Annotated in this window: 20 protein-coding genes and 1 tRNA gene; 12 read left to right on the forward strand and 9 right to left on the reverse strand. The window is 70.8% G+C overall.

From position 1 onward, the window contains the following. Positions 1 to 33: 33 nt before the first annotated feature. Positions 34 to 1,347: a sensor histidine kinase gene (locus VKA29_RS01125; protein ID WP_324783193.1), complete on the reverse strand. Its 1,314-nt coding sequence runs from the start codon at positions 1,345 to 1,347 to the stop codon at positions 34 to 36. Between the two features lie 167 nt (positions 1,348 to 1,514). On the opposite strand from VKA29_RS01125, the gene VKA29_RS01130 reads away from it, so the two are divergent. From VKA29_RS01130 to VKA29_RS01165, 8 genes are all read left to right on the forward strand, one after another. Next, positions 1,515 to 2,387 (forward strand): hypothetical protein, encoded by an 873-nt coding sequence (locus VKA29_RS01130; protein WP_324783194.1) that lies wholly within the window; start codon positions 1,515 to 1,517, stop codon positions 2,385 to 2,387. Between the two features lie 11 nt (positions 2,388 to 2,398). After that, positions 2,399 to 2,469, forward strand: a tRNA-Gln gene (locus VKA29_RS01135). A gap of 135 nt (positions 2,470 to 2,604) precedes the next feature. Beyond that, positions 2,605 to 4,050 (forward strand): bifunctional UDP-N-acetylglucosamine diphosphorylase/glucosamine-1-phosphate N-acetyltransferase GlmU, encoded by a 1,446-nt coding sequence (gene glmU, locus VKA29_RS01140; protein ID WP_324783195.1) that lies wholly within the window; start codon positions 2,605 to 2,607, stop codon positions 4,048 to 4,050. A 129-nt stretch (positions 4,051 to 4,179) separates the two neighbouring features. Next, positions 4,180 to 5,160 carry a ribose-phosphate diphosphokinase gene (locus VKA29_RS01145; protein ID WP_324783196.1) on the forward strand — a complete coding sequence of 327 codons (981 nt, stop codon included), beginning with the start codon at positions 4,180 to 4,182 and terminating at the stop codon, positions 5,158 to 5,160. Between the two features lie 194 nt (positions 5,161 to 5,354). Then, positions 5,355 to 5,951, forward strand: coding sequence for a 50S ribosomal protein L25/general stress protein Ctc (locus VKA29_RS01150; protein WP_324783197.1), 597 nt, complete (start codon positions 5,355 to 5,357; stop codon positions 5,949 to 5,951). A 71-nt stretch (positions 5,952 to 6,022) separates the two neighbouring features. Beyond that, a complete protein-coding gene (gene pth, locus VKA29_RS01155) occupies positions 6,023 to 6,625 on the forward strand; it encodes an aminoacyl-tRNA hydrolase (protein WP_324783198.1) in 603 nt (200 codons plus the stop codon). Between the two features lie 61 nt (positions 6,626 to 6,686). Then, on the forward strand, positions 6,687 to 7,190 hold the full coding sequence (locus VKA29_RS01160) for a hypothetical protein (protein ID WP_420718413.1): 504 nt from the start codon (positions 6,687 to 6,689) through the stop codon (positions 7,188 to 7,190). Between the two features lie 139 nt (positions 7,191 to 7,329). Then, complete coding sequence (locus VKA29_RS01165; RefSeq protein ID WP_324783200.1) at positions 7,330 to 8,058, forward strand: LPXTG cell wall anchor domain-containing protein; 729 nt, start codon at positions 7,330 to 7,332, stop codon at positions 8,056 to 8,058. 76 nt (positions 8,059 to 8,134) lie between these two features. Here the strand turns inward: VKA29_RS01165 and ppc are convergent, their stop codons facing one another. After that, the gene (gene ppc / locus VKA29_RS01170) at positions 8,135 to 10,867 is read right to left on the reverse strand and encodes a phosphoenolpyruvate carboxylase (RefSeq protein WP_324783201.1); all 2,733 of its coding nucleotides are present in this window, start codon (positions 10,865 to 10,867) and stop codon (positions 8,135 to 8,137) included. A gap of 290 nt (positions 10,868 to 11,157) precedes the next feature. Here ppc and VKA29_RS01175 point away from each other — a divergent pair, with 290 nt between their 5' ends. Together VKA29_RS01175 and VKA29_RS01180 are read left to right on the forward strand one after the other, a co-directional pair. Continuing rightward, on the forward strand, positions 11,158 to 12,177 hold the full coding sequence (locus VKA29_RS01175; RefSeq protein WP_324783202.1) for an acyl-CoA desaturase: 1,020 nt from the start codon (positions 11,158 to 11,160) through the stop codon (positions 12,175 to 12,177). Next, the gene (locus VKA29_RS01180; RefSeq protein WP_324783203.1) at positions 12,174 to 12,851 is read left to right on the forward strand and encodes a TetR/AcrR family transcriptional regulator; all 678 of its coding nucleotides are present in this window, start codon (positions 12,174 to 12,176) and stop codon (positions 12,849 to 12,851) included. Before VKA29_RS01175 ends, VKA29_RS01180 begins: the two co-directional genes overlap by 4 nt. 259 nt (positions 12,852 to 13,110) lie before the next feature. Here VKA29_RS01180 and VKA29_RS01185 read toward each other — a convergent pair whose 3' ends face one another. The 3 genes from VKA29_RS01185 to VKA29_RS01195 are packed head-to-tail and all read right to left on the reverse strand — an operon-like array spanning position 13,111 to position 14,570. Then, positions 13,111 to 13,284 (reverse strand): CsbD family protein, encoded by a 174-nt coding sequence (locus VKA29_RS01185; RefSeq protein ID WP_324783204.1) that lies wholly within the window; start codon positions 13,282 to 13,284, stop codon positions 13,111 to 13,113. A gap of 6 nt (positions 13,285 to 13,290) precedes the next feature. Further along, complete coding sequence (locus VKA29_RS01190) at positions 13,291 to 13,731, reverse strand: VOC family protein (protein WP_324783205.1); 441 nt, start codon at positions 13,729 to 13,731, stop codon at positions 13,291 to 13,293. After that, a complete protein-coding gene (locus tag VKA29_RS01195) occupies positions 13,731 to 14,570 on the reverse strand; it encodes a trans-aconitate 2-methyltransferase (RefSeq protein WP_324783206.1) in 840 nt (279 codons plus the stop codon). Before VKA29_RS01195 ends, VKA29_RS01190 begins: the two co-directional genes overlap by 1 nt. A 115-nt stretch (positions 14,571 to 14,685) precedes the next feature. On the opposite strand from VKA29_RS01195, the gene VKA29_RS01200 reads away from it, so the two are divergent. Continuing rightward, positions 14,686 to 15,183 carry a MarR family winged helix-turn-helix transcriptional regulator gene (locus VKA29_RS01200; protein ID WP_324783207.1) on the forward strand — a complete coding sequence of 166 codons (498 nt, stop codon included), beginning with the start codon at positions 14,686 to 14,688 and terminating at the stop codon, positions 15,181 to 15,183. Here the strand turns inward: VKA29_RS01200 and VKA29_RS01205 are convergent. After that, complete coding sequence (locus VKA29_RS01205) at positions 15,142 to 15,909, reverse strand: response regulator transcription factor (RefSeq protein WP_324783208.1); 768 nt, start codon at positions 15,907 to 15,909, stop codon at positions 15,142 to 15,144. The two genes, VKA29_RS01200 and VKA29_RS01205, sit on opposite strands and share 42 nt — an antisense overlap. Positions 15,910 to 16,168: 259 nt before the next feature. Here VKA29_RS01205 and VKA29_RS01210 point away from each other — a divergent pair, with 259 nt between their 5' ends. Further along, positions 16,169 to 16,624, forward strand: coding sequence for a GNAT family N-acetyltransferase (locus VKA29_RS01210; RefSeq protein WP_324783209.1), 456 nt, complete (start codon positions 16,169 to 16,171; stop codon positions 16,622 to 16,624). Between the two features lie 159 nt (positions 16,625 to 16,783). Here the strand turns inward: VKA29_RS01210 and galK are convergent, their stop codons facing one another. From galK to galT, 3 genes are read right to left on the reverse strand one after another with little or no spacing between them, the layout of a single operon-like run. Then, entirely contained in the window at positions 16,784 to 17,938 is a 1,155-nt protein-coding gene (galK, locus tag VKA29_RS01215; protein ID WP_324783210.1) for a galactokinase, read from the reverse strand. After that, on the reverse strand, positions 17,938 to 18,906 hold the full coding sequence (gene galE, locus VKA29_RS01220; protein WP_324783211.1) for a UDP-glucose 4-epimerase GalE: 969 nt from the start codon (positions 18,904 to 18,906) through the stop codon (positions 17,938 to 17,940). The genes galK and galE overlap by 1 nt, the downstream gene beginning before the upstream one ends. After that, positions 18,903 to 19,964: a galactose-1-phosphate uridylyltransferase gene (gene galT, locus VKA29_RS01225; RefSeq protein WP_324783212.1), complete on the reverse strand. Its 1,062-nt coding sequence runs from the start codon at positions 19,962 to 19,964 to the stop codon at positions 18,903 to 18,905. The genes galE and galT overlap by 4 nt, the downstream gene beginning before the upstream one ends. Positions 19,965 to 20,003 lie beyond the last annotated feature (39 nt).

Genomic DNA, 20,003 nt, shown 5'->3' on the forward strand with positions numbered 1-20,003 from the left:
ACCGCGCCGCACCCCCGCACGACACCCGCAGCACTACGACGCCGGAATCACCGCCGACACCCGGAACCCCCCGGCATCCGTCGGCCCCGACACGAACACACCGCCCAGCGCCACGACCCGCTCCTTCATCCCCACCAGCCCATTGCCCCCGGACGGCAGCCGCGCCGCCGACGCCGACGCCGGCTCCGGGGGCGGCTCGTTCTCCACCTGCATCGCGATCTCCGCCGCCCGATGCGCCAGCCGCACATGCGTCTTCGCCCCCGCCGCATGCTTGTGCACGTTCGTCAACGCCTCCTGCACCACGCGATACGCCGTCTGCTCGATCTCAGCCGCGTACGACCGCCTCTCCCCCTCCACCGACAGGTCCACGACCATCCCCGCCGCCGCCGACTGCCCCAGCAGCTCGTCCAACTCCGACAGACACGGACCCTCCCCCTCCTCCACGTCCGGCACAGCCGCCGCGGCCACCGCACCCGACACGGCCCCCACCGCCGCCAACGGCACCGGCCGCTCACGCCCGCGCACCCCGTCCCCGCTGCGCAGCACGCCGAGCATCTCCCGCAACTCCGTCAACGCCTGCCGCCCCATGTCCCCCACCAGCGCGGCATTCCGGACCGCCTTCTCCGGATCCTTACGGGCCACCGCCTGCAACGCCGCCGCGTGCACCACCATCAGACTCACCCGATGCGCCACCACGTCGTGCATCTCACGCGCGATCCGGGTCCGCTCCTCGCTCCGCGCCCACTCCGCCCGCTCCTCCGCCCGCTCCGCCAGCAACTGCAGCTCCCGCTCCAGGCTGTCGGCCCGCTCCCGCAAGCTCTCCATCAACCGCCGCCGGGCCCCCACATACAGCCCCAGAAGAAGCGGCGGCGCGGTCATCCCCACGGCCGTGGTGATCGAGGCGAACGGCACGAACCAGTCACCCAGGTCCAGATCACCGTGCGCCATGTCCTGCCGCACCCGCACGAACATCACGATCAGCATCCCGACCAGCGACATACCGGCCAACGAGCCGATGATCCGCCGCGGCAGCTCCGAAGCGGCGAGCGTGTACAGGCCGACGATGCCCATCAGATAGCCCATCTGGGCCGGAGTGATCGCGATCGACACCAGCACCACGGCGATCGGCCACTTACGCCGCACCAGCAGCGCCGAACCGGCCAGCACCCCGAACACGACACCGGCCACCGCCGGAATCCCCGCGTCCCGCGCGAACTCGATCCCCTCCGCCGCGCACTCCAGCGCGGACACCGACGCCAGACCGGCGTCCAGCACCGCACTGCGCCACCTGGCCCACCACCACGGCCCTCCCGCGGCCGTCGCGTGGTCTTCCCCCGTCGTGGTCATGGCTCCAGCCTAGATGCGCCCGGGTGAGGTTTTCCGTCCACTTTCCACGACTGGCCTACACCACACCGCGTAACCGAACGAGCGCGAAACCACCCGATATCGCTCGAACTGCTGAACCGCGCACCGTTCGACCACGGAACGTCCCGTTCCGCCCGGACGGTATGTCCATGGCACCCCCACAGAGCAAGTACGCGGAATTCGAGAACCTGCGCGAGCAGGCGGTGGCGCTGCGGCGCCACGGCTACAGCCTCCGGCAGATCCGCGACGAGCTGAAGGTCTACAACAACGACATCCTCAACCAGCTCGTGAAGGGAGAACCACCACCGGAGTGGACGAAACGCCCCCGGGCAAAGGACGACCTGCGGGCCAGGGCGCGCGAGCTGCGACTCCGGGGCTGGACGTACGACCAGATCGAGGTGGAGCTGGGCTGCTCGAAGAGTTCCATCTCCCTGTGGGTACGGGACCTGCCGAAGCCGGAGCGCAAGCGCAGCCGCGAGGAAGCGGCGGCGATCGCCCGGCGGGGCTGCGATGCCAAGCTGCGCCTCCGCGACGAGGAGCGGCGACGCACCAAGGAGGCCGCCAAGCAGGCGGTCGGCGGCATCTCGGAGCGCGAGTTGTTCCTGGTGGGAGTCGGCCTCTACTGGGCCGAGGGCACCAAGGACAAGCCCTACGAGCGCCGGGAGAGCGTCACCTTCGTCAACAGCGACCCGGACATGATCCGGCTCTATCTCGCCTGGCTCGACCTGCTCGGCATCCCCCGGGAGCGCCTGCGGTTCAGCGTGATGATCCACGAGAACGCCGACGTGACCGGCGCCGAGCGCTACTGGGCAGATCTCGTCGGCACCGAGCGCTCCGCGTTCAACAAGACGACACTCAAGAAGCACAACCCCAAGACGGTCCGCAAGAACACCGGGGACGGCTATCGCGGCTGCCTGACCATCAAAGTCCTGCAAGGCGCCGATCTGTACCGTCGCATCGAGGGCTCCTGGTACGGCATAGTGGAGTCCGCACTCAAAGCCGATCAGCAAAATCGGACATAGAGAGCAAACGATCCCGGATCGTCTAAAGGTAGGACAAACGGTTTTGGTCCGTTGAATGAGGGTTCGAGTCCTTCTCCGGGAGCCCACCGCTATCAGCCCTTTATTCGGGCCCTGACCGCTGCCAGACAGCACCGTCAGGGCCCACTCTCATGTCCTCCGTGAAACGCCCCGGTATCCTGCGGATGTCCCCACCCGTCCACAGCCGAAGGGCAACTCCGTGAGCGCCATCCGCCCGGCAGCCGTCGTCGTTCTCGCAGCGGGTGAGGGCACCCGTATGAAATCGGCCACACCGAAGGTCCTGCACGAGATCTGCGGCCGATCCCTGGTGGGCCATGTGCTCGCCGCCGCGCGGGAGTTGGAGCCCGAGAACCTGGTCGTCGTGGTGGGGCACGCGCGCGACCAGGTCACCGCGCACCTCTCCGAGGTGGACCCGGGCGTGCGGACGGCCGTGCAGGCGGAGCAGAACGGCACCGGGCACGCCGTGCGCATCGCGCTGGAGGAGCTCGGCGGGTCGGTCGACGGGACGGTCGTGGTGGTCTGCGGCGACACCCCGCTGCTGACCGGCGGGACGCTGGGGCGGCTCGCGGCCACGCACTCCGCCGACGGCAACGCGGTCACCGTGCTGACCGCGGAGGTGCCCGACGCGACCGGTTACGGCCGGATCGTGCGGGACGACGCCGGGGCCGTCACCGAGATCGTCGAGCACAAGGACGCCTCGGAGGCGCAGCGGGAGATCCGGGAGATCAATTCCGGTGTGTTCGCCTTCGACGGGCAGTTGCTGGCGGACGCGCTGAAGAGGCTCCGTACGGACAACAGTCAGGGTGAGGAGTACCTGACGGACGTGCTGGGGATCCTGCGTGGGGCGGGTCACCGGGTGGGTGCCTCGGTCGCCGGCGACCATCGGGAGATCGCCGGGATCAACAACCGTGTGCAGTTGGCGCAGGCCCGGCGGATCCTGAACGACCGGCTGCTGACGGAGGCGATGCTGGCCGGCGTGAGTGTGATCGATCCGGCGACGACGTGGGTGGACGTGACGGTGACGTTCGAGCAGGACGCCGTCGTCCATCCGGGTACGCAGTTGCAGGGTTCGACGCACCTGGGTGAGGGGGCCGAGGTGGGGCCGAACTGTCGTCTGCGGGACACGCGGGTGGGTGCCGGGGCCCGGGTGGACAACACGGTGGCGAACGGTGCGGAGGTCGGCCCGGGGGCGAGTGTGGGGCCGTACGCGTATCTGCGGCCGGGTACGCGGTTGGGCGCCAAGGGGAAGATCGGCACGTACGTGGAGACGAAGAACGCCTCCATCGGGGAGGGCACGAAGATTCCCCATCTGTCCTATGTCGGTGACGCGACGATCGGTGAGTACAGCAACATCGGGGCGGCCAGCGTCTTCGTGAACTATGACGGACAGGACAAACACCACACGACCGTGGGGTCGCATTGCCGTACGGGTTCGGACAACATGTTTGTGGCGCCTGTCACGGTCGGGGACGGCGCGTACACCGCGGCGGGCTCGGTGATCACGAAGGATGTGCCGCCCGGTTCGTTGGCCGTAGCCCGCGGCCAGCAAAGGAATATCGAGGGTTGGGTGGCTCGTAAGCGTCCGGGGAGCGCGGCGGCGAAGGCGGCCGAGGCGGCTTCGCGGCTCCACGGTGACGAGGACTGACCGGAAACAGGTGCGTGAAACACGGCGTACCGTGATAAGTGCAACCCGCACCCCCACCAGCTGAGACGGCCCGTCGTGCCCAGCGGCGCGGCGTCGTCAGCCGGCTGACACCTCTGAGGAGACTGTGCTGTGACCGGGATCAAGACGACCGGCGAGAAGAAGTTGATGTTCTTCTCCGGCCGCGCCCACCCCGAGCTTGCCGAGGAGGTCGCCCAGCAGTTGGGGGTCGGGGTCGTCCCGACGAAGGCCTTCGATTTCGCGAACGGCGAGATCTATGTCCGCTACCAGGAGTCGGCGCGTGGTGCGGACTGCTTCCTGATCCAGAGCCACACGGCTCCGATCAACAAGTGGATCATGGAGCAGTTGATCATGATCGACGCGCTGAAGCGTGCGTCGGCGCGTTCGATCACGGTGATCGTGCCGTTCTACGGTTATGCGCGGCAGGACAAGAAGCACCGGGGCCGTGAGCCGATCTCGGCGCGGCTGATCGCGGATCTGATGAAGACGGCTGGTGCTGATCGCATCCTGACGGTGGATCTGCACACGGACCAGATCCAGGGGTTCTTCGACGGTCCGGTCGATCACCTCTTCGCGCTTCCGCTGCTCGCGGACTACGTGGGGGCGAAGGTCGACAAGAACAAGCTGACGGTGGTGTCGCCGGACGCCGGCCGGGTGCGGGTGGCGGACCGCTGGTGCGACCGGCTGGGTGCGCCGCTGGCGATCGTGCACAAGCGGCGTGACAAGGATGTGGCGAACCAGGTGACCGTCCACGAGGTCGTGGGTGAGGTCAGGGGCCGTGTCTGTGTGCTGGTCGACGACATGATCGACACGGGTGGCACGATCTGTGCGGCGGCGGACGCGTTGTTCGCGCATGGTGCGGAGGACGTGATCGTGACGGCGACGCATGGTGTGTTGTCGGGTCCGGCGGCGGATCGGCTGAAGAACTCGCGGGTGAGCGAGTTCGTGTTCACGAACACGCTGCCGACGCCGACCGAGCTGAACCGGGAGCTGGACAAGATCACGGTGTTGTCGATCGCGCCGACGATCGCGTCCGCGGTGCGTGAGGTGTTCGAGGACGGTTCGGTGACGAGCCTGTTCGACGAGCAGTGATCGGGCGGCGGGTGCTGCCGTAGCGCCTGCATGATCGATTTTTCGGCGGCCTCCCCGGCCGAGTAGACTGCTGCAGTTGCTCGGCGAGGGAGGCCGCACTTTTTGGTGTGGTGGTCCGTTATCGACGCGCTCTTCGTAGCAGGCCGTTCGTGGCCGGGTGACCACGTCCGTTCCGTTCTGCGAGGAGTGATGACATGTCCGAGGTTAAGCTCGCCGTCGAGACGCGCACCGAGTTCGGCAAGGGTGCCGCGCGCCGTATCCGCCGTGACAACAAGGTTCCGGGTGTGCTGTACGGGCACGGTTCGGAGCCGGTGCACCTGACGCTTCCGGGTCACGACCTGCTGCTGGCGCTGCGTACGCCGAACGTGCTGATCTCTCTCGACATCGACGGCAAGTCGACCGAGCTGGCGATCCCGAAGTCGGTGCAGCGTGACCCGCTGAAGGGCTTCCTGGAGCACGTCGACCTGCTGCTGGTCAAGCGTGGCGAGAAGGTCACGGTGGAGATCCCGGTGCACGCCGAGGGTGAGCTGGCTCCGGGCGGCAACCTGCTGGAGCACGTGCTCAACGCCCTGCCGGTGGAGGCCGAGGCGACGCACATCCCCGAGTCGGTGACGGTGTCGGTGGAGGGTCTGGAGGCCGGTGCCTCGGTCCTGGCCAAGGACATCCCGCTGCCGTCCGGCACGAAGCTGGCGGTGGAGGAGGACGCTGTCGTCCTCCAGGTGCTGGCCGCGCAGGCCGAGGAGGCCGGTGAGGGCGGGGAGGCCGGCGAAGAGGCTTCCGCCGAGGCCTGATCGTCACCCCTCGTCGTTTCGTCAGCCGCTGTTCCCGATGGGGGCAGCGGCTGGCGCGTATCCAAGGAGAGATGGACGTGAGCACCCCCGCCAATGCCCCCTGGCTCGTCGTGGGGCTGGGCAATCCGGGACCGGAGTACGCGATGAACCGGCACAATGTCGGGTTCATGGTGGCCGATCTGCTGGCCGAGCGGATCGGGGGGAAGTTCAAGCGGGCCGGCAAGGCGCAGGCGCAGGTGGTGGAGGGGCGGATCGGGCCGCCGGGGCCGGCCGGTCGGCGGGTGATTCTGGCGAAGCCGATGTCGTTCATGAATCTGTCGGGCGGTCCAGTGAACGCGCTGCGGGATTTCTACAAGGTGCCGGTGGCCAATGTCGTTGCGGTGCATGACGAGTTGGACATCGACTACGGCACGCTCCGGCTGAAGCTCGGTGGCGGTGACAACGGGCACAACGGGCTGAAGTCGGTGACGAAGGCGATGGGTGCGGACTATCACCGGGTGCGGTTCGGGATCGGCCGGCCGCCGGGGCGGATGCAGGTGGCGGACTTCGTGCTGAAGGACTTCTCGTCGGCGGAGCGCAAGGAGCTGGACTACTTCGTGGACCGGGCGGCGGATGCGGTGGAGTGTCTGGTGATCGACGGTCTGGAGCGGGCGCAGAGCACCTACAACTCCTGAGGTGTGGCCTTCTGTCGCTTTCGCGCCCGGCCCGAGTTGACCGGGCGTCGGGGTATGGCCAATGATCCCGGCCATGCCGGCCACAGCCACCACTTCTCGTCAGGCCTCGTTCGCCGTCGTCCGGTTCGGGCGGTTCGCGGTGATGGGGACGATCGCCGTACTGATCCTGGTCGCGGGCGTGTGGGCGTCGTGGGGGAGCGCGCAGTACGTGATGCTCACCAAGGGGCGGGAGCGTGGGACGGTCGCGGTGACCGGGTGCGGGGCCGACACGTGCACGGGTCCGTACACGCCGTTGTCCGCGGGGTCGCAGGCGCGCGGCCGGGTGGTCATCGACCGGACGGTGGCGGTGCGCAAGGGCGGGCGGTACACGGTGGTGATCAAGCCCGGCGGGGACGAGGTGGTGCGGTCGGGGACGGCGGGGGTGCTGTACGCGTGGGTGCCGTTCGCCGGGGCGCTGCTGCTGGCGTCGGTGGTGGTGGCCGGGGGGTTGCGCCGGACGCGGCCGGCGTGGGTGCTGGCGGGGTCGGGGCTGGCGCTGCTGACGGCGGCGTTCGTGACGATGTGATCTTTCTGGGGGCTTGTGCGGTTCTGCACAGGATTCCGAGTGTTGCCGGTTCGTGATTGACCCCGGGCCGGTCGGGGCTGGATGCTGAGCCGCCCCCTCCACGTCTTCCCGCTCAGCCACTCGAAGATGGACCTGCCTCATGCGTACCCTCTCCCGTGCCGGCGCTCTGTCCGCCGTCGCCGCGGCCGCGCTGCTGTGCTCGCCGGCCGCCGCCCACGCCGCCGTTCCGGGCGACAACGGAACCGTGAAGATCCACGACGCGAAGACCGGCGAGGAACTTCCCCGCAACGAACCGCACGTCTGCTCCTTCTACCTGGACGCCTTCGGCTTCGACGGTGTGCAGGAGGTCGACTGGCACATCGACGCCTGGGCGCCGTCGGCCGGTGCCAAGGGCGAGACCGTGAAGTCCGGCGCCATCACGCTGGACGGCGAGGGTCATGGCCGTACGGACGACATGTCGTTGCCGGACGGGCACTACAAGCTGTTCTGGAACTTCGAGGGGGAGAAGGGCGCCGCGAAGCAGAAGGTGTTCTGGGCGGACTGCGAGGACTCCGGGGGCGGCGGCTCGACGCCGTCGGCTTCCGCGTCGGCTTCGGCGTCTTCGTCCGCCTCGGCGTCTTCGTCGGCGTCCGCGTCCGCGTCGGCGTCCGCTTCCGCGTCGGCCGGGTCCTCCGCGTCTCCGGGTCCGTCGGCCTCCGCGAGTGAGCCGGCGGCCCCGTCCGCCTCGTCGTCGCCGTCGGCGGCCGGGGGCGGTTCCGGGGATCTCGCCGAGACCGGCAACGGCGCCCCGGTCGGTCTGATGGCCGGCCTGGCGGCCGCGCTGCTGGTCGCGGGCGGCTTTCTGGTGGTCCGCCGGCGCCGGATCTGAGTCGGTACGCGGGGTGCCCCCGTGCTCCGTACGATCCGTACGGAGCACGGGGGCACCTTGGTGTGTGCGGGCGGGGTCAGCCGGTGTTGCGCAGGCCCGCGGCGACGCCGTTGACCGTCAGCAGCAGCGCGCGGGACAGCAGCGGGTCGGGCTGTTCGCCCGCGGCCGCGGCGTCGCGCTGGCGCTTGAGGAGGGTCACCTGGAGGTAGGAGATGGGGTCCAGGTAGGCGTCGCGGATGGCGAAGGTCTGCTTGAGGACCGGGGTGGCGTCCAGCAGTTCCCGTTCACCGGTCACCTTCAGCACTTCGGCGACGGTCAGTTCGTGCTCGGCGCGGATGGTGTCGAAGACGTGCCTGAGTTCCTCGGGGACGAGGGTCTCGACGTAGTGCGCGGCGATGCGCAGGTCGGTCTTGGCGAGGGTCATCTCGACGTTGGAGATGAAGTTGCGGAAGAAGTGCCAGCGTTCGTGCATCTCGTCGAGGACGGTGTCCAGTCCCGCCTCGCGCAGCGCCTTCAGGCCGGAGCCGACGCCGAACCAGCCGGGGACGATCTGCCGGGACTGGGTCCAGCCGAAGACCCACGGGATGGCGCGCAGGCCGTCGAGCGAGACACCGGAGCCGGGGCGGCGGGCGGGCCGGGAGCCCAGGTGCAGGTCGGCGAGCTGGTCCACCGGCGTCGACGCGAGGAAGTACGTCGGCAGGTCCGGGTCCTCGACGAGGGTGCGGTAGGCGGCGTGGGCGGCGTCGGAGACGACGTCCATGGCGGCGTCCCAGCGGGCGAGGGCCTCGTCGGACTGGCGGGGGGCGGTGTGCAGGGCGGAGGCCTGGAGGGTGGCGGCGACCGTGAGTTCCAGGTTCTCCCGGGCCAGTGAGGGGATGAGGTACTTGTCGGAGATGACCTCGCCCTGCTCGGTCACCTTGATCTCGCCCTCGAGGGTGCCCCAGGGCTGGGCGAGGATGGCGTCGTGGGAGGGGCCGCCGCCGCGGCCGACGGTGCCGCCGCGGCCGTGGAAGAGGCGCAGGCGGACGCCGTAGCGGTGGGCGACGTCGCGCAGGCGGCGCTGGGCGCGGTGGATCTCCCACTGGCTGGTGGTGATGCCGCCGAACTTGGAGGAGTCGGAGTAGCCGAGCATGACCTCCTGGACGTCTCCGCGCAGCGCGACCAGGCGCCGGTAGGAGGGGTCGGAGAGCATGTCCTCCAGGATGGTGTCGGCGGCCTTGAGTTCGTCGGTGGTCTCCAGCAGCGGGACGATGCCGATCTTCGCCCAGCCGGCGTGCAGGTCGATGAGGCCGGCCTCGCGGGCTAGCACGGCCGCCGCGAAGACGTCGTCGGCGCCCTGGCACATGGAGATGATGTACGACTCGATGACCTCGGGTCCGAAGACCTCCAGGGCTCGCTTGACGGTCTGGAAGACGCCGAGGGTCTTCTCGCCGGCCGCGTCGACGGGTGCCGGGGTGGGGGCGAGGGGGCGGCGGGAGCGCAGTTCCTTGGCGAGGAGCTTGGCCCGGTATTCGCGGGGCATGTCGGCGTAGCGCCAGGACTCCTCGCCGAGCCGGTCGAAGAGCTGGCCGAGGGCGTGGTGGTGGGCGTCGGCGTGCTCGCGTACGTCCATGGTGGCGAGTTGCAGGCCGAAGGCGGCGAGGGTGCGGATGGTGCGGTTGAGGCGGCCGGCGGCGAAGAGGTCGCCGCGGTGGGCGCGCAGGGAGTTCTGCACGACGGTGAGGTCCTGCAGCAGTTCGCCGGTGCCGAGGTAGTCGCGGCCCGGGTCGTGCGGGGTGCCCTTGGCCAGGCGCTGCTTGGTGTTCTCCAGCTTCTGCCGGATGCAGGTGGCCTTGAGCCGGTAGGGCTCCTCGGCGTTCAGGCGCTTGTAGCGGGGGCTGATCTCGGGCAGCCGGTCGAGGTCGTCCTGGAGGGAGGAGAGCAGTTCGTCGGTGGCGCCGGTGTAGCGGATGGAGTTGGACAGGAAGCTGCGCAGTTCGTCGATCATCTCCAGGGCGTCGTTGATGCCGTGTTCGTGCTGGAGGATGAGGACGTCCCAGGTGACCTGGGGGGTCACGTTGGGGTTGCCGTCGCGGTCGCCGCCGATCCAGGTGCCGAAGGTGAGGGGGCGGGTGTCGTCGGGGAGCTTGACGCCGACGCGTTCCAGTTCGGCGGTCAGGTCCTCCAGGACGTCGCCGACGGCGCCGGCGTGCAGTTCGTCGAGGTAGTAGATGGCGTTGCGGGCCTCGTCGGCGGGCTCGGGGCGTACCACGCGCAGTTCGTCGGTCTGCCAGACGAGGTCGATGTTCTCGGCCAGCCGGGTGTCGTGGCGGCGGCGGTCGGCCTCGATGACGGGGGTCTCCAGGAGCGCGGCGATGCGCCGGAGCTTGTTCAGGACCGACCGGCGGGCGGCTTCGGTGGGGTGGGCGGTGAACACCGGTCGGACGTTGAGGTTTCTGACCGTCTGGCGCAGGTGCTCGGGGTCGGCGTCCTTGAGGCGGTCGGCGGTGCGGGCGAGCAGCCCGCCCTCGGCGGCCCGCCTGGCGCGCAGTTCGCGGCCGCGGTGGACCTGCTCGGTGACGTTGGCGAGGTGGAAGTAGGTGGAGAAGGCGCGGACCAGCTTGGCCGCGGTCTCCAGTTCGATGCCACGCAGCAGTTCGGCGGCGGCCTCGCCGTCCTCACGGGTGAGGCGGCGGACGTTCTCGACGAGTTCCAGCAGTTCGGGGCCCTCTTGCCTGACGAGGGTCTCGCCGAGGAGGTCGCCGAGCCGCCGGATGTCGGCGCGCAGTTCGCTGCTGGTCGTCGGGGTCTGGTCGTCGGCACTGCTCACAGGTGCGGCTCCTTGCAGTGTTGAAGCTCGTCTGGAGGGGAACCCGGCCGCCGGGCCGTCGCGGCGCCCGCCGCTTACGGCCCGGACATCGGGGAAGAAAACAGAGCGGACCGCGCTGTCCGACCGACTCCAAGGATAGGTGTCCGCGCGGGCGCGCAGACTGTCGGGCTCTTGCCGCCCGGCGAGCACTGCCATACTTACGATGCCGTAGGTTACGGAACCGTAGGAAGCACGGCGCGGTTGCCGCGATCCGGCATCTGCCTTATTCCGAGACCCCACAGGGGACGCGCATGACCTCAAGCTCCGACGTGATCGAAGACTCGCAGAAGGCGACCGGTACCGCTCCACCGTCGTCCGCCGACCTGGGCACCCTGGGTGGTGAGCAGAAGCGTTCGATCGAGCAGATCACGCTGCTGCTCTTCATCATCGTCCCGTTCCTCGCGCTGGTGGCGTCGGTGCCGCTGGCCTGGGGCTGGGGGGTGAGCTGGCTGGACCTCGGCCTGCTGGTCCTCTTCTACTTCCTGGGCTGCCACGGCATCACGATCGGGTTCCACCGTTACTTCACGCACGGTTCGTTCAAGGCCAGGCGGCCGCTGCGGATCGCGCTGGCGATCATGGGATCGCTGGCGGTCGAGGGGCCGCTGGTGCGCTGGGTGGCCGACCACCGCAGACACCACAGGTTCTCGGACGCCGAGGGTGATCCGCACTCCCCGTGGCGTTTCGGGGAGACCGTCCCGGCGCTGATCAAGGGCCTGTGGTGGGCCCACATCGGCTGGATGTTCGACGAGGAGCAGACGCCGCAGGACAAGTACGCGCCGGATCTGATCAAGGACCGGACGATCCGGGCGATCTCCCGTCAGTTCGTCCTGTGGACGGCCGTGTCGCTGCTTCTGCCGCCGCTGATCGGCGGTCTGGTGACGATGTCATGGTGGGGCGCGTTCACCGCGTTCTTCTGGGGGTCACTCGTCAGGGTGGCTCTGCTGCACCACGTGACCTGGTCGATCAACTCGATCTGCCACGCGGTGGGCAAGCGTCCGTTCAAGTCGCGGGACCGTTCGGGCAACGTGTGGTGGCTGGCGGTGCTGTCGTGCGGCGAGTCGTGGCACAACCTGCACCACGCCGACCCGACCTCGGCCCGCCACGGGGTGATGCGCGGCCAGGTGGACTCCTCGGCGCGTTTCATCCGTATCTTCGAGGCGCTCGGCTGGGCCTACGACGTGCGCTGGCCGTCACGCTCGCGTATCGATTCCCGCCGTAACGGCGGGGAAGGCGGCTCCCGGCAGGGGGAGAAAGCCGCCGAGGCGGCATGATTGACGCCGTGGCGACCGACTCCAGCAGTACCCCGAGCCAGGACAAGCAGCGCCGAGTGCGCCGCACCCGCATGACCGGTGCGGAGCGCCGCCAGCAGCTGCTGGAGATCGGTCGCACCCTCTTCGCCGCGAAGGGCTTCGAGGGCACGTCGGTGGAGGAGATCGCGGCGAAGGCCGGGGTGTCCAAGCCGGTGGTGTACGAGCACTTCGGCGGCAAGGAAGGGCTGTACGCGGTGGTGGTGGACCGCGAGATGCGGCGCCTGCTGGACATGGTGACCAGCTCGCTGACCGCCGGCCACCCCCGTGAGCTGTGCGAGCAGGCGGCGTTCGCGCTGCTGGACTACATCGAGGAGTACACGGACGGTTTCCGCATCCTGGTGCGGGACTCGCCGATCCCGCAGTCGACGGGGTCGTTCGCGTCGCTGATCTCCGACATCGCCACCCAGGTGGAGGACATCCTGGGCCGCGAGTTCAAGAGCCGCGGCTTCGACCCCAAGCTGGCCCCGCTGTACGCGCAGGCGCTGGTGGGCATGGTCGCGCTGACCGGCCAGTGGTGGCTGGACGTGCGCCGCCCGAAGAAGGCGGAGGTCGCCGCCCATCTGGTGAACCTGGCCTGGCACGGGCTGGACGGGCTGGAGCCGAAGCCGCGGCTGATCGGGCACCGCAAGAGCTGATCACCGGCGTCCCCGGCATCCCGGGCGGCATCCCCGGTGCGTGGGGGCGCCGGGCGGCATCCCCGGTGGGGGCGCCGGGCGGCATCCCCGGTGCGTGGGGGCGGGCGCCGGGCGCGGGCGCCCCCACGCACTGCGCGGGTGCCGCGCAGTGCGTGCGGGCGGTTCGTGGGTCCGGTGCGCGGCTCCGGTCGCGGGGACGGGCCCGGTCGCGGGGTTCCGCCGCGCCGGTTCCGTGCGGGCGTGCCGCTCAGTGCTTCGCTCAGTGCTTGAAGACGTCCTTCGCCTTCTCCTTCGCCTGGCGGGCGTCGCCCTTCGACTGGCCGCCCTTGCCCTCGGCGGTCAGGGCGTCGTCGCCGGTGGCGCGGCCCACGGCTTCCTTGGCCTTGCCCTTGGCCTGTTCGGCCTTCGCCTTCGCCTTCTGCTCCTTGGCCACGTTCCATCACTCCCCGTCGCATCCGACAGTGCTGTCAGCACGGCGGGTAACCGGCGCGGCGGCGGGCAAACCCCGGTCGGTGTCCCGGCGTCCCGGCTCCAGGAATTCCAGCCGGTTGCCGACGGGGTCCTCGGAGTAGAAGCGCCGGTGTCCGGGCAGGTCCTCGTCCCACTGGACCGGGGCTCCCCCGGCCTCCAGCCGGGCGGCGCAGTTCTCGATGTCCGTCACCCGCAGCCCCGGGTGGGCCTTCCGCGCGGGCCGGAAGTCCTCCTCGACGCCGAAATGGAGCCGCACCCGCCCCGCCCGGAACCAGCAGCCTCCGCGGGCCGCCAGGACGGGCGGCTTGAGGATCTCGGTCATGCCGAGGACGCCGACGTAGTACGCGCGCAGCCGGTCCTCCGAGCCGGGCGGGGCGGCGAGCTGGACGTGGTCGACGGCGGTGAGCATCAGGCCTCCTTGTGGGCGACGGCGAAGACGCGGCGGAAGGGGAAGGGCGTGCCGTGGGCGGTGGCCGGGTAGGCGGCGCGCAGGGCGGCCCGGTACTCGTCGAGGAACGCTTCCCGGGCCGGCGGGTCGTCGGCCAGCGCGGTCAGGACCGGCCGCAGGCCCGTCCCCTTCACCCAGTCCAGGACGGGATCGTCGCCGGTGAGCAGATGGAGGTACGTCGTCTCCCATACGTCCACGGTGCAGCCGAGGCCGGTGAGGCGTTCCAGGTAGGCCCGGGGGGTGAGGACGGCGTCGGCGTGGCGCAGGGTGCCGGCGAGGCGGTCGGCGAAACGGGGTTCGCGGGCGAGTTCGCGCATCAGGCGGTGGCTGGGGGCGTCGAAGTTGCCGGGGACCTGGAAGGCGAGGGTGCCGCCGGGCCGCAGTCCGGAGATCCAGTCCGCGAACCGGTCGGCGTGGCCCGCCACCCACTGCAGGGTGGCGTTGCTGATGATCAGGTCGTGCGGTTCGGCCGGTGTCCACGTCGCCACGTCGGCGTGGACGAAGTCGAGGCGGCCGCCGCCCGCGGTGGGGCCGGCGTGCTCGGCGCGGGCCCGGGCGAGCATCTCGGGCGAGTTGTCGTAGCCGGTGACGCGGGCAGTGGGCCGGCGGGCGGCGAGCAGGGCGGTGAGGTTGCCGGGCCCGCAGCCGAGGTCGGCAATGCGGGGCGGCTCCGCGGGCGGCTGCGCGGGCGGTGGCGCGGCCAGGCCGGGGACGCGGGCGAGGAGGTCGGCGAAGGGGCGGGCGCGGTGGCCGGCGTGACGCAGATACCGGTCGGGGTCCCAGACGGGGGCGGCGGGCATGGTCGGCCTCCTCGGCGTGCTGGACGGGTCTCCAGCCTCGCCCCCGATTTGCCTTGATGTCAAGAAGCTCGATATCAAGAGACTTCACGTCGACACAACCACTACACTGATCGTCATGGAGGACGAGGTCGATCGGCTGGTCGCAGCATGGCGCCGGGAGCGCCCGGACCTCGACGTGGAACCGCTCGAGGTGCTCAGCCGGGTGAGCAGGCTGGCCCGGCACCTGGACCGGGCGCGCCGGCTGGCGTTCGCCGAGCACAGTCTGGAGCCCTGGGAGTTCGACGTGCTCACGGCGCTCAGGCGCGCGGGGGCGCCGTACCAGCTCTCCCCCGGCCAGTTGCTGACGCAGACCCTGGTCACCTCGGGCACGATGACCAACCGCATCGACCGGCTGACCAAGAAGGGCCTGGTGGAGCGGCTGCCGGACCCGAGCGACCGCCGAGGGGTGCTGGTCCGGCTGACCGCCGAGGGCCGGGACCGCGCGGACCAGGCGCTGGCGGGCCTGCTGGAGCAGGAGCGCTCGATCCTGGCCGAGCTGTCCCGCGCCCAGCGCGGTGAACTGGCGGCCCTGCTACGCCAGTTGACCGCCCCGTTCGACAACATCCCCGGTTAGGTCGGCCGGTCCGACGCCGGCGCGGCGTGCCAGCGCGACCGCGGCGAGGGTGGAGTGCACGCCCAGTTTGCCGAGCACGTTCTGCATGTGGGTGCGCACCGTGTGCGGGGAGAGGAACAGCCGCTCGGCGACGGCCTTGCGGCCGAGCCCCGCGACCATGCAGCGCAGCACCTCCCGCTCCCGCGGGGTGAGGGACTCCACCAGCCGTTCGCTCTCGGTGCGGTGTTTGCGCGCTGCCGTCAGCTCCCGCAGGACGCCGGTGAGCAGGGCGGGCGGGAGATGGGTCTCGTCGCGCAGCACGCCCCGGATGACGGTCAGCAGCCGGGAAAGGGAGCAGTCCTTGGCCACCCAGCCGGAGGCGCCGGCCTGCAGGGCGAGGGCGGCCCGCCGGGGATCGTCCTTCTCGGCGAGGACGACGATCCGCATGCCCGGCTGCCCGGTGCGCACCCCCGCGACCAGCGAGAGCCCGTCGACGTGTCCGTCCTCGCCCACCTCCTGCACGGGCACGGCGGGCCGGACGCCCGGCACGCCGCCCCCCAGGTCGGCGTCGACGAGCAGCACGTCGAAGCGGCGGCCGTCGGCGGCCGCCCGCTCCAGGCAGCGCAGCGCGGCGGGGCCGTTGCCGGCGGCGGAGACGTCGACGTCGGGCTCGGCGGCCAGTGCGGCGGCGAGCGACTCGGCGAAGATGCGGTGGTCGTCGACGACCAGGACTCGGATGCGAACCACGTAACCCCCTTCCCCAGGCTCCCGTGGAGCAGGGGATTCCCCATCGTCGGGAGGCGGCACGGGCGCGGGTACGCCGCCCGAAGCGCGATGGCTCCGCACGGCCGCCGCCATGCGGAGACTGCTACCCCCACTTCGGGTGTCGTACCCGGCTTTCTCGCCCCCCTGAGCGGCGCCGGCCCCCACCGGCGCTGTCCATTCAGGGTACGGACGGGGGCCGGAAGCGGAAGGTTATTTGCAGAACTGGCGGTCCGGCGCGTTTATGGTGAGCCGCATGTTCCGTCTCGAGACAGAAGTCGACAAGGACCGGCGCGATCTTCTACAGGTGCGGTTGCGGGACACCAACACCGCGGCCTCTCCGGTGCTGCGCGCCCTGCGCGGAACCCCGGACGAACGTGAACGTCCGCTGCACGTGTGGGCGTCGGACGAGGCGGGGGACCTGGCCGGGGGGCTGGTGGGGCACACCTGGGCGACCTGGCTGCACGTGACGTACCTGTGGGTGGACGAGCGGCACCGGGGCGCCGGGCTCGGCGGGCGGCTGCTGGCCGAGGCGGAGCGCGTCGCCTCGCGGGAGCGCGGATGCCGGTCCGTGCGCCTGGAGACCTGGGACTTCCAGGCGCCCGGCTTCTACCGCAAGCAGGGCTACGAGGTGGTGTGCGTGATCCCCGGCTATCCGCCGGGGATCACCGAGTACACCCTGACCAAGCGGCTCGGCTGAGCCTGCACGGCTCGGCCGGGCTCGACTGACTGAGCCTGCGTCCCCGGCCGTGCTCGACTCGGTCGGCGCGCCCGGCGATGCTCGACCGGCCGGCGCGCCCGGCCATGCTCGACCGGCCGGCGCCCGGCGATGCTCAGCCGAGCCGGCGCCCCCGGATGTTCAGCCGAGCCGGCGCGCCCCGGCGGCGGGCACCGCCTCGAAGACCCGGGGCGCGGTGAAGGAGGCGGCGGCGAAGGCCTCCTCGACGGCCTTGGTGATCGTCTCCACCTCGGCGGCCTCCGCCAGCACGATCGCCGAGCCGCCGAAGCCGCCGCCGGTCATCCGGGCGCCCAGCGCGCCGGCGGCCAGGGCGGAGTCCACGGCCAGGTCCAGCTCCGGGCAGGAGATGCGGAAGTCGTCGCGCAGGGAGGCGTGGCCCTCGACGAGCACCGGACCGATCGCGCGGGTGTCACCCGACTTCAGCAGGGACACCACCCGCTCGACGCGCTCGTCCTCGGTGACGACGTGGCGGACCAGGCGGCGGACCTCTTCGTCGTCGATGCGGGCCAGCGCCGCGTCGAGCTCGGCGTACGGCACGTCCCGCAGGGCGTCGACGCCCAGCAGCGCGGCGCCCTGCTCGCAGCCCGCGCGGCGCTTGCCGTACTCGCCCTCGCTGTGGGAGTGCTTGACCCGGGTGTCTACCACCAGCAGGCGCATCCCCTCGGCCGCCAGGTCGAAGGGGATCTGCCGCTGGGAGAGGTCGCGGGTGTCGAGGAACAGCGCGTGGCCCTCCTCGCAGCACGCCGACGCCGTCTGGTCCATGATCCCGGTGGGGGCGCCGACGTAGACGTTCTCGGCGCGCTGGCACAGGCGGGCCAGTTGCCAGCGCTGCAGGCCGAGCCCGTACAGGTCGTTCAGGGCGAGCGCGACGACGACCTCCAGGGCCGCCGACGACGACAGGCCGGCGCCGACCGGGACGGTCGAGGCGAGGTGGATGTCGGCGCCGGTCACCGGGTGCCCGGCCTCCCGCAGGGCCCAGACGACGCCCGCCGGGTACGCGGTCCAGGCGCGGTCGGTGCCCGGCACGAGGTCTTCCGGCCGCAGCTCGGCGACGCCGCCCTCGACGTCCGCGGAGTGCAGGCGCACGATGCCGTCGGTGCGGCGGGAGGCCGCCGCGACGGCGGTGTGCGGCAGCGCGAAGGGCATCACGAAGCCGTCGTTGTAGTCGGTGTGCTCACCGATCAGGTTGACCCGGCCCGGCGCCGACCAGATGCCCTCGGGCGCCGTCCCGTACAGCGCCGCGAACGCGTCGGCGACCTGCTGCTGTGCCCCCACTACTGCTCCCTTGCGATGTGCTGCGCGAACTCCCACGCGTCCGCGATGATCCCCGCGAGGTCCGCGCGGGACGGGTTCCAGCCCAGTTTCTCGCGGGCGGTCCGTGCCGAGGCCACCAGGACCGCCGGGTCGCCGCCGCGGCGCGGGGCCACGACCTCCGGGATCGGGTGGCCGGTGACCTGGCGGACGGCCGCCACGACCTCACGGACGGAGAAGCCCTCGCCGTTGCCGAGGTTGCAGATGAGGTGCTCGCCGGGGGTGGCGGCCTGCAGCGCCAGCAGGTGGGCGTCCGCCAGGTCGGCGACGTGGATGTAGTCGCGGACGCAGGTGCCGTCCGGGGTGGGGTAGTCGTCGCCGAAGACGGAGATCGCCTCGCGCCTGCCCTGCGCGACCTGCAGCACCAGCGGGATGAGGTGCGACTCGGGGTCGTGCCGCTCGCCGTACTTCCCGTACGCGCCCGCGACGTTGAAGTAGCGCAGTGACACCGCGCCCAGGCCGTGGGCCGCCGCCTCACCGGTGATCATGTGGTCGACGGCGAGTTTCGTGGCGCCGTAGGGGTTGGTCGGCGAGGTGGGCGCCGACTCGACGATCGGGACCTGAGCCGGCTCGCCGTAGGTGGCGGCCGTGGAGGAGAAGACGAGCGTGCGCACGTCCGCCTCGCGCATGGCGGCCAGCAGCGCCATGGTGCCGCCGACGTTGTTGGCCCAGTACTTCTCGGGCTTCGCCACCGACTCGCCGACCTGGGAGAACGCGGCGAAGTGCAGGACCCCGTCGAAGGAGGCGTCCAGCCATTTGGCGGCGTCGCGGATGTCGCCCTCGACGAAGCCTGCGCCGGCCGGCACGCCCTCGCGGAAGCCGGTCGACAGGTTGTCGAGGACGACGACCTCGTGGCCGGCCTCCAGCAGATGCTGGGCGACCACGCTGCCCACGTACCCCGCACCGCCCGTGACCAGGTACTTGCCGCTCATGAACTCGCTACCTCCCGCAGTCGCTCGGCCGCGCGCTCCGGCGGCACGTCGTTGATGAACACGCTCATGCCGGACTCGGAACCCGCGAGGAACTTCAGCTTGCCGGACGTACGGCGGATGGTGAAAAGCTCGAGGTGCAGCGCGAAGTCGTCCCTGCTGACGCCGTCGAACTCGTCCAGCGCGCCGAACGGCGCCTGGTGCCAGGCGGCGATGTACGGCGTCGGCGGCTCGCCCTTGCCGAAGATCCGGTCGAAGCGCCTCAAGAGTTCCAGGTAGACCTCGGGGAACTCGGTGCGCGCCGCCTCGTCGAGGGCGAGCAGGTCGGGAACCCGGTGCCGCGGGTAGAGGTGGACCTCGTACGGCCAGTGCGCCGCGTACGGCACGAAGGCCACCCAGTGTTCACCCTCGAGGACGACCCGCTCACCGGCGAGTTCACGCTCCAGGACGACGTCGAACAGGTTCTCCCCGACGGTCGCCTCCTTGTGCGCGGCCACCTGGCCCAGCATCAGCGATGTGCGCGGGGTGACGAACGGGTAGGCGTAGATCTGCCCGTGCGGATGACCCAGGGTCACACCGATCTCGGCACCCCGGTTCTCGAAGCAGAAGACCTGTCGGACGGAGGGCAGATGGGACAGCTCCGACGTCCGGTCGGTCCAGGCGTCGAGGACCAGCGCCGCCTGCTGCTCGGTCAGGTCGGCGAAGGACGCGTCGTGGTCGGAGGTGAAGCAGACGACCTCGCAGCGGCCGGAGTCGCCGGCCAGCGACGGGAAACGGTTCTCGAAGACCACGACGTCGTACGACGAGTCCGGGATCTCGCTGAGGCGCTCGCCCCGCGACGGGCACAGCGGGCACTCGTCGGCGGGCGGGTGGTAGGTGCGGCCCTGGCGGTGGGAGGCGACGGCGACCGAGTCGCCGAGCAGCGGGTCGCGGCGGATCTCGGAGGTCGTGACGGTCCGCTCCAGCGGGCGCCGGTCGACCGCGTCCCGCACGGTGTCGTCGCGCAGGTCGTAGTAGACGAGCTCCCGACCGTCGGCCAGCCGGGTCGAGGTCTTCTTCACTGCGACTCCACTCAATCTTCAAACAGAACCGAACACATC

It is taken from the genome of Streptomyces sp. H51 (assembly GCF_035656535.1).
GTDB lineage: Bacteria > Actinomycetota > Actinomycetes > Streptomycetales > Streptomycetaceae > Streptomyces.

Coding starts and splice junctions, on each gene's coding strand:
- VKA29_RS01180 (WP_324783203.1), top strand. CDS start 12,174: ATGATTGACGCCGTGGCGACCGACTCCAGCAGTACCCCGAGCCAGGAC.
- VKA29_RS01195 (WP_324783206.1), bottom strand. CDS start 14,570: ATGCCCGCCGCCCCCGTCTGGGACCCCGACCGGTATCTGCGTCACGCC.
- VKA29_RS01190 (WP_324783205.1), bottom strand. CDS start 13,731: ATGCTCACCGCCGTCGACCACGTCCAGCTCGCCGCCCCGCCCGGCTCG.
- VKA29_RS01130 (WP_324783194.1), top strand. CDS start 1,515: ATGGCACCCCCACAGAGCAAGTACGCGGAATTCGAGAACCTGCGCGAG.
- VKA29_RS01150 (WP_324783197.1), top strand. CDS start 5,355: ATGTCCGAGGTTAAGCTCGCCGTCGAGACGCGCACCGAGTTCGGCAAG.
- VKA29_RS01210 (WP_324783209.1), top strand. CDS start 16,169: ATGGTGAGCCGCATGTTCCGTCTCGAGACAGAAGTCGACAAGGACCGG.
- VKA29_RS01175 (WP_324783202.1), top strand. CDS start 11,158: ATGACCTCAAGCTCCGACGTGATCGAAGACTCGCAGAAGGCGACCGGT.
- VKA29_RS01165 (WP_324783200.1), top strand. CDS start 7,330: ATGCGTACCCTCTCCCGTGCCGGCGCTCTGTCCGCCGTCGCCGCGGCC.
- pth (WP_324783198.1), top strand. CDS start 6,023: ATGGACGTGAGCACCCCCGCCAATGCCCCCTGGCTCGTCGTGGGGCTG.
- VKA29_RS01125 (WP_324783193.1), bottom strand. CDS start 1,347: ATGACCACGACGGGGGAAGACCACGCGACGGCCGCGGGAGGGCCGTGG.
- galE (WP_324783211.1), bottom strand. CDS start 18,906: ATGAGCGGCAAGTACCTGGTCACGGGCGGTGCGGGGTACGTGGGCAGC.
- VKA29_RS01200 (WP_324783207.1), top strand. CDS start 14,686: ATGGAGGACGAGGTCGATCGGCTGGTCGCAGCATGGCGCCGGGAGCGC.
- VKA29_RS01160 (WP_420718413.1), top strand. CDS start 6,687: ATGATCCCGGCCATGCCGGCCACAGCCACCACTTCTCGTCAGGCCTCG.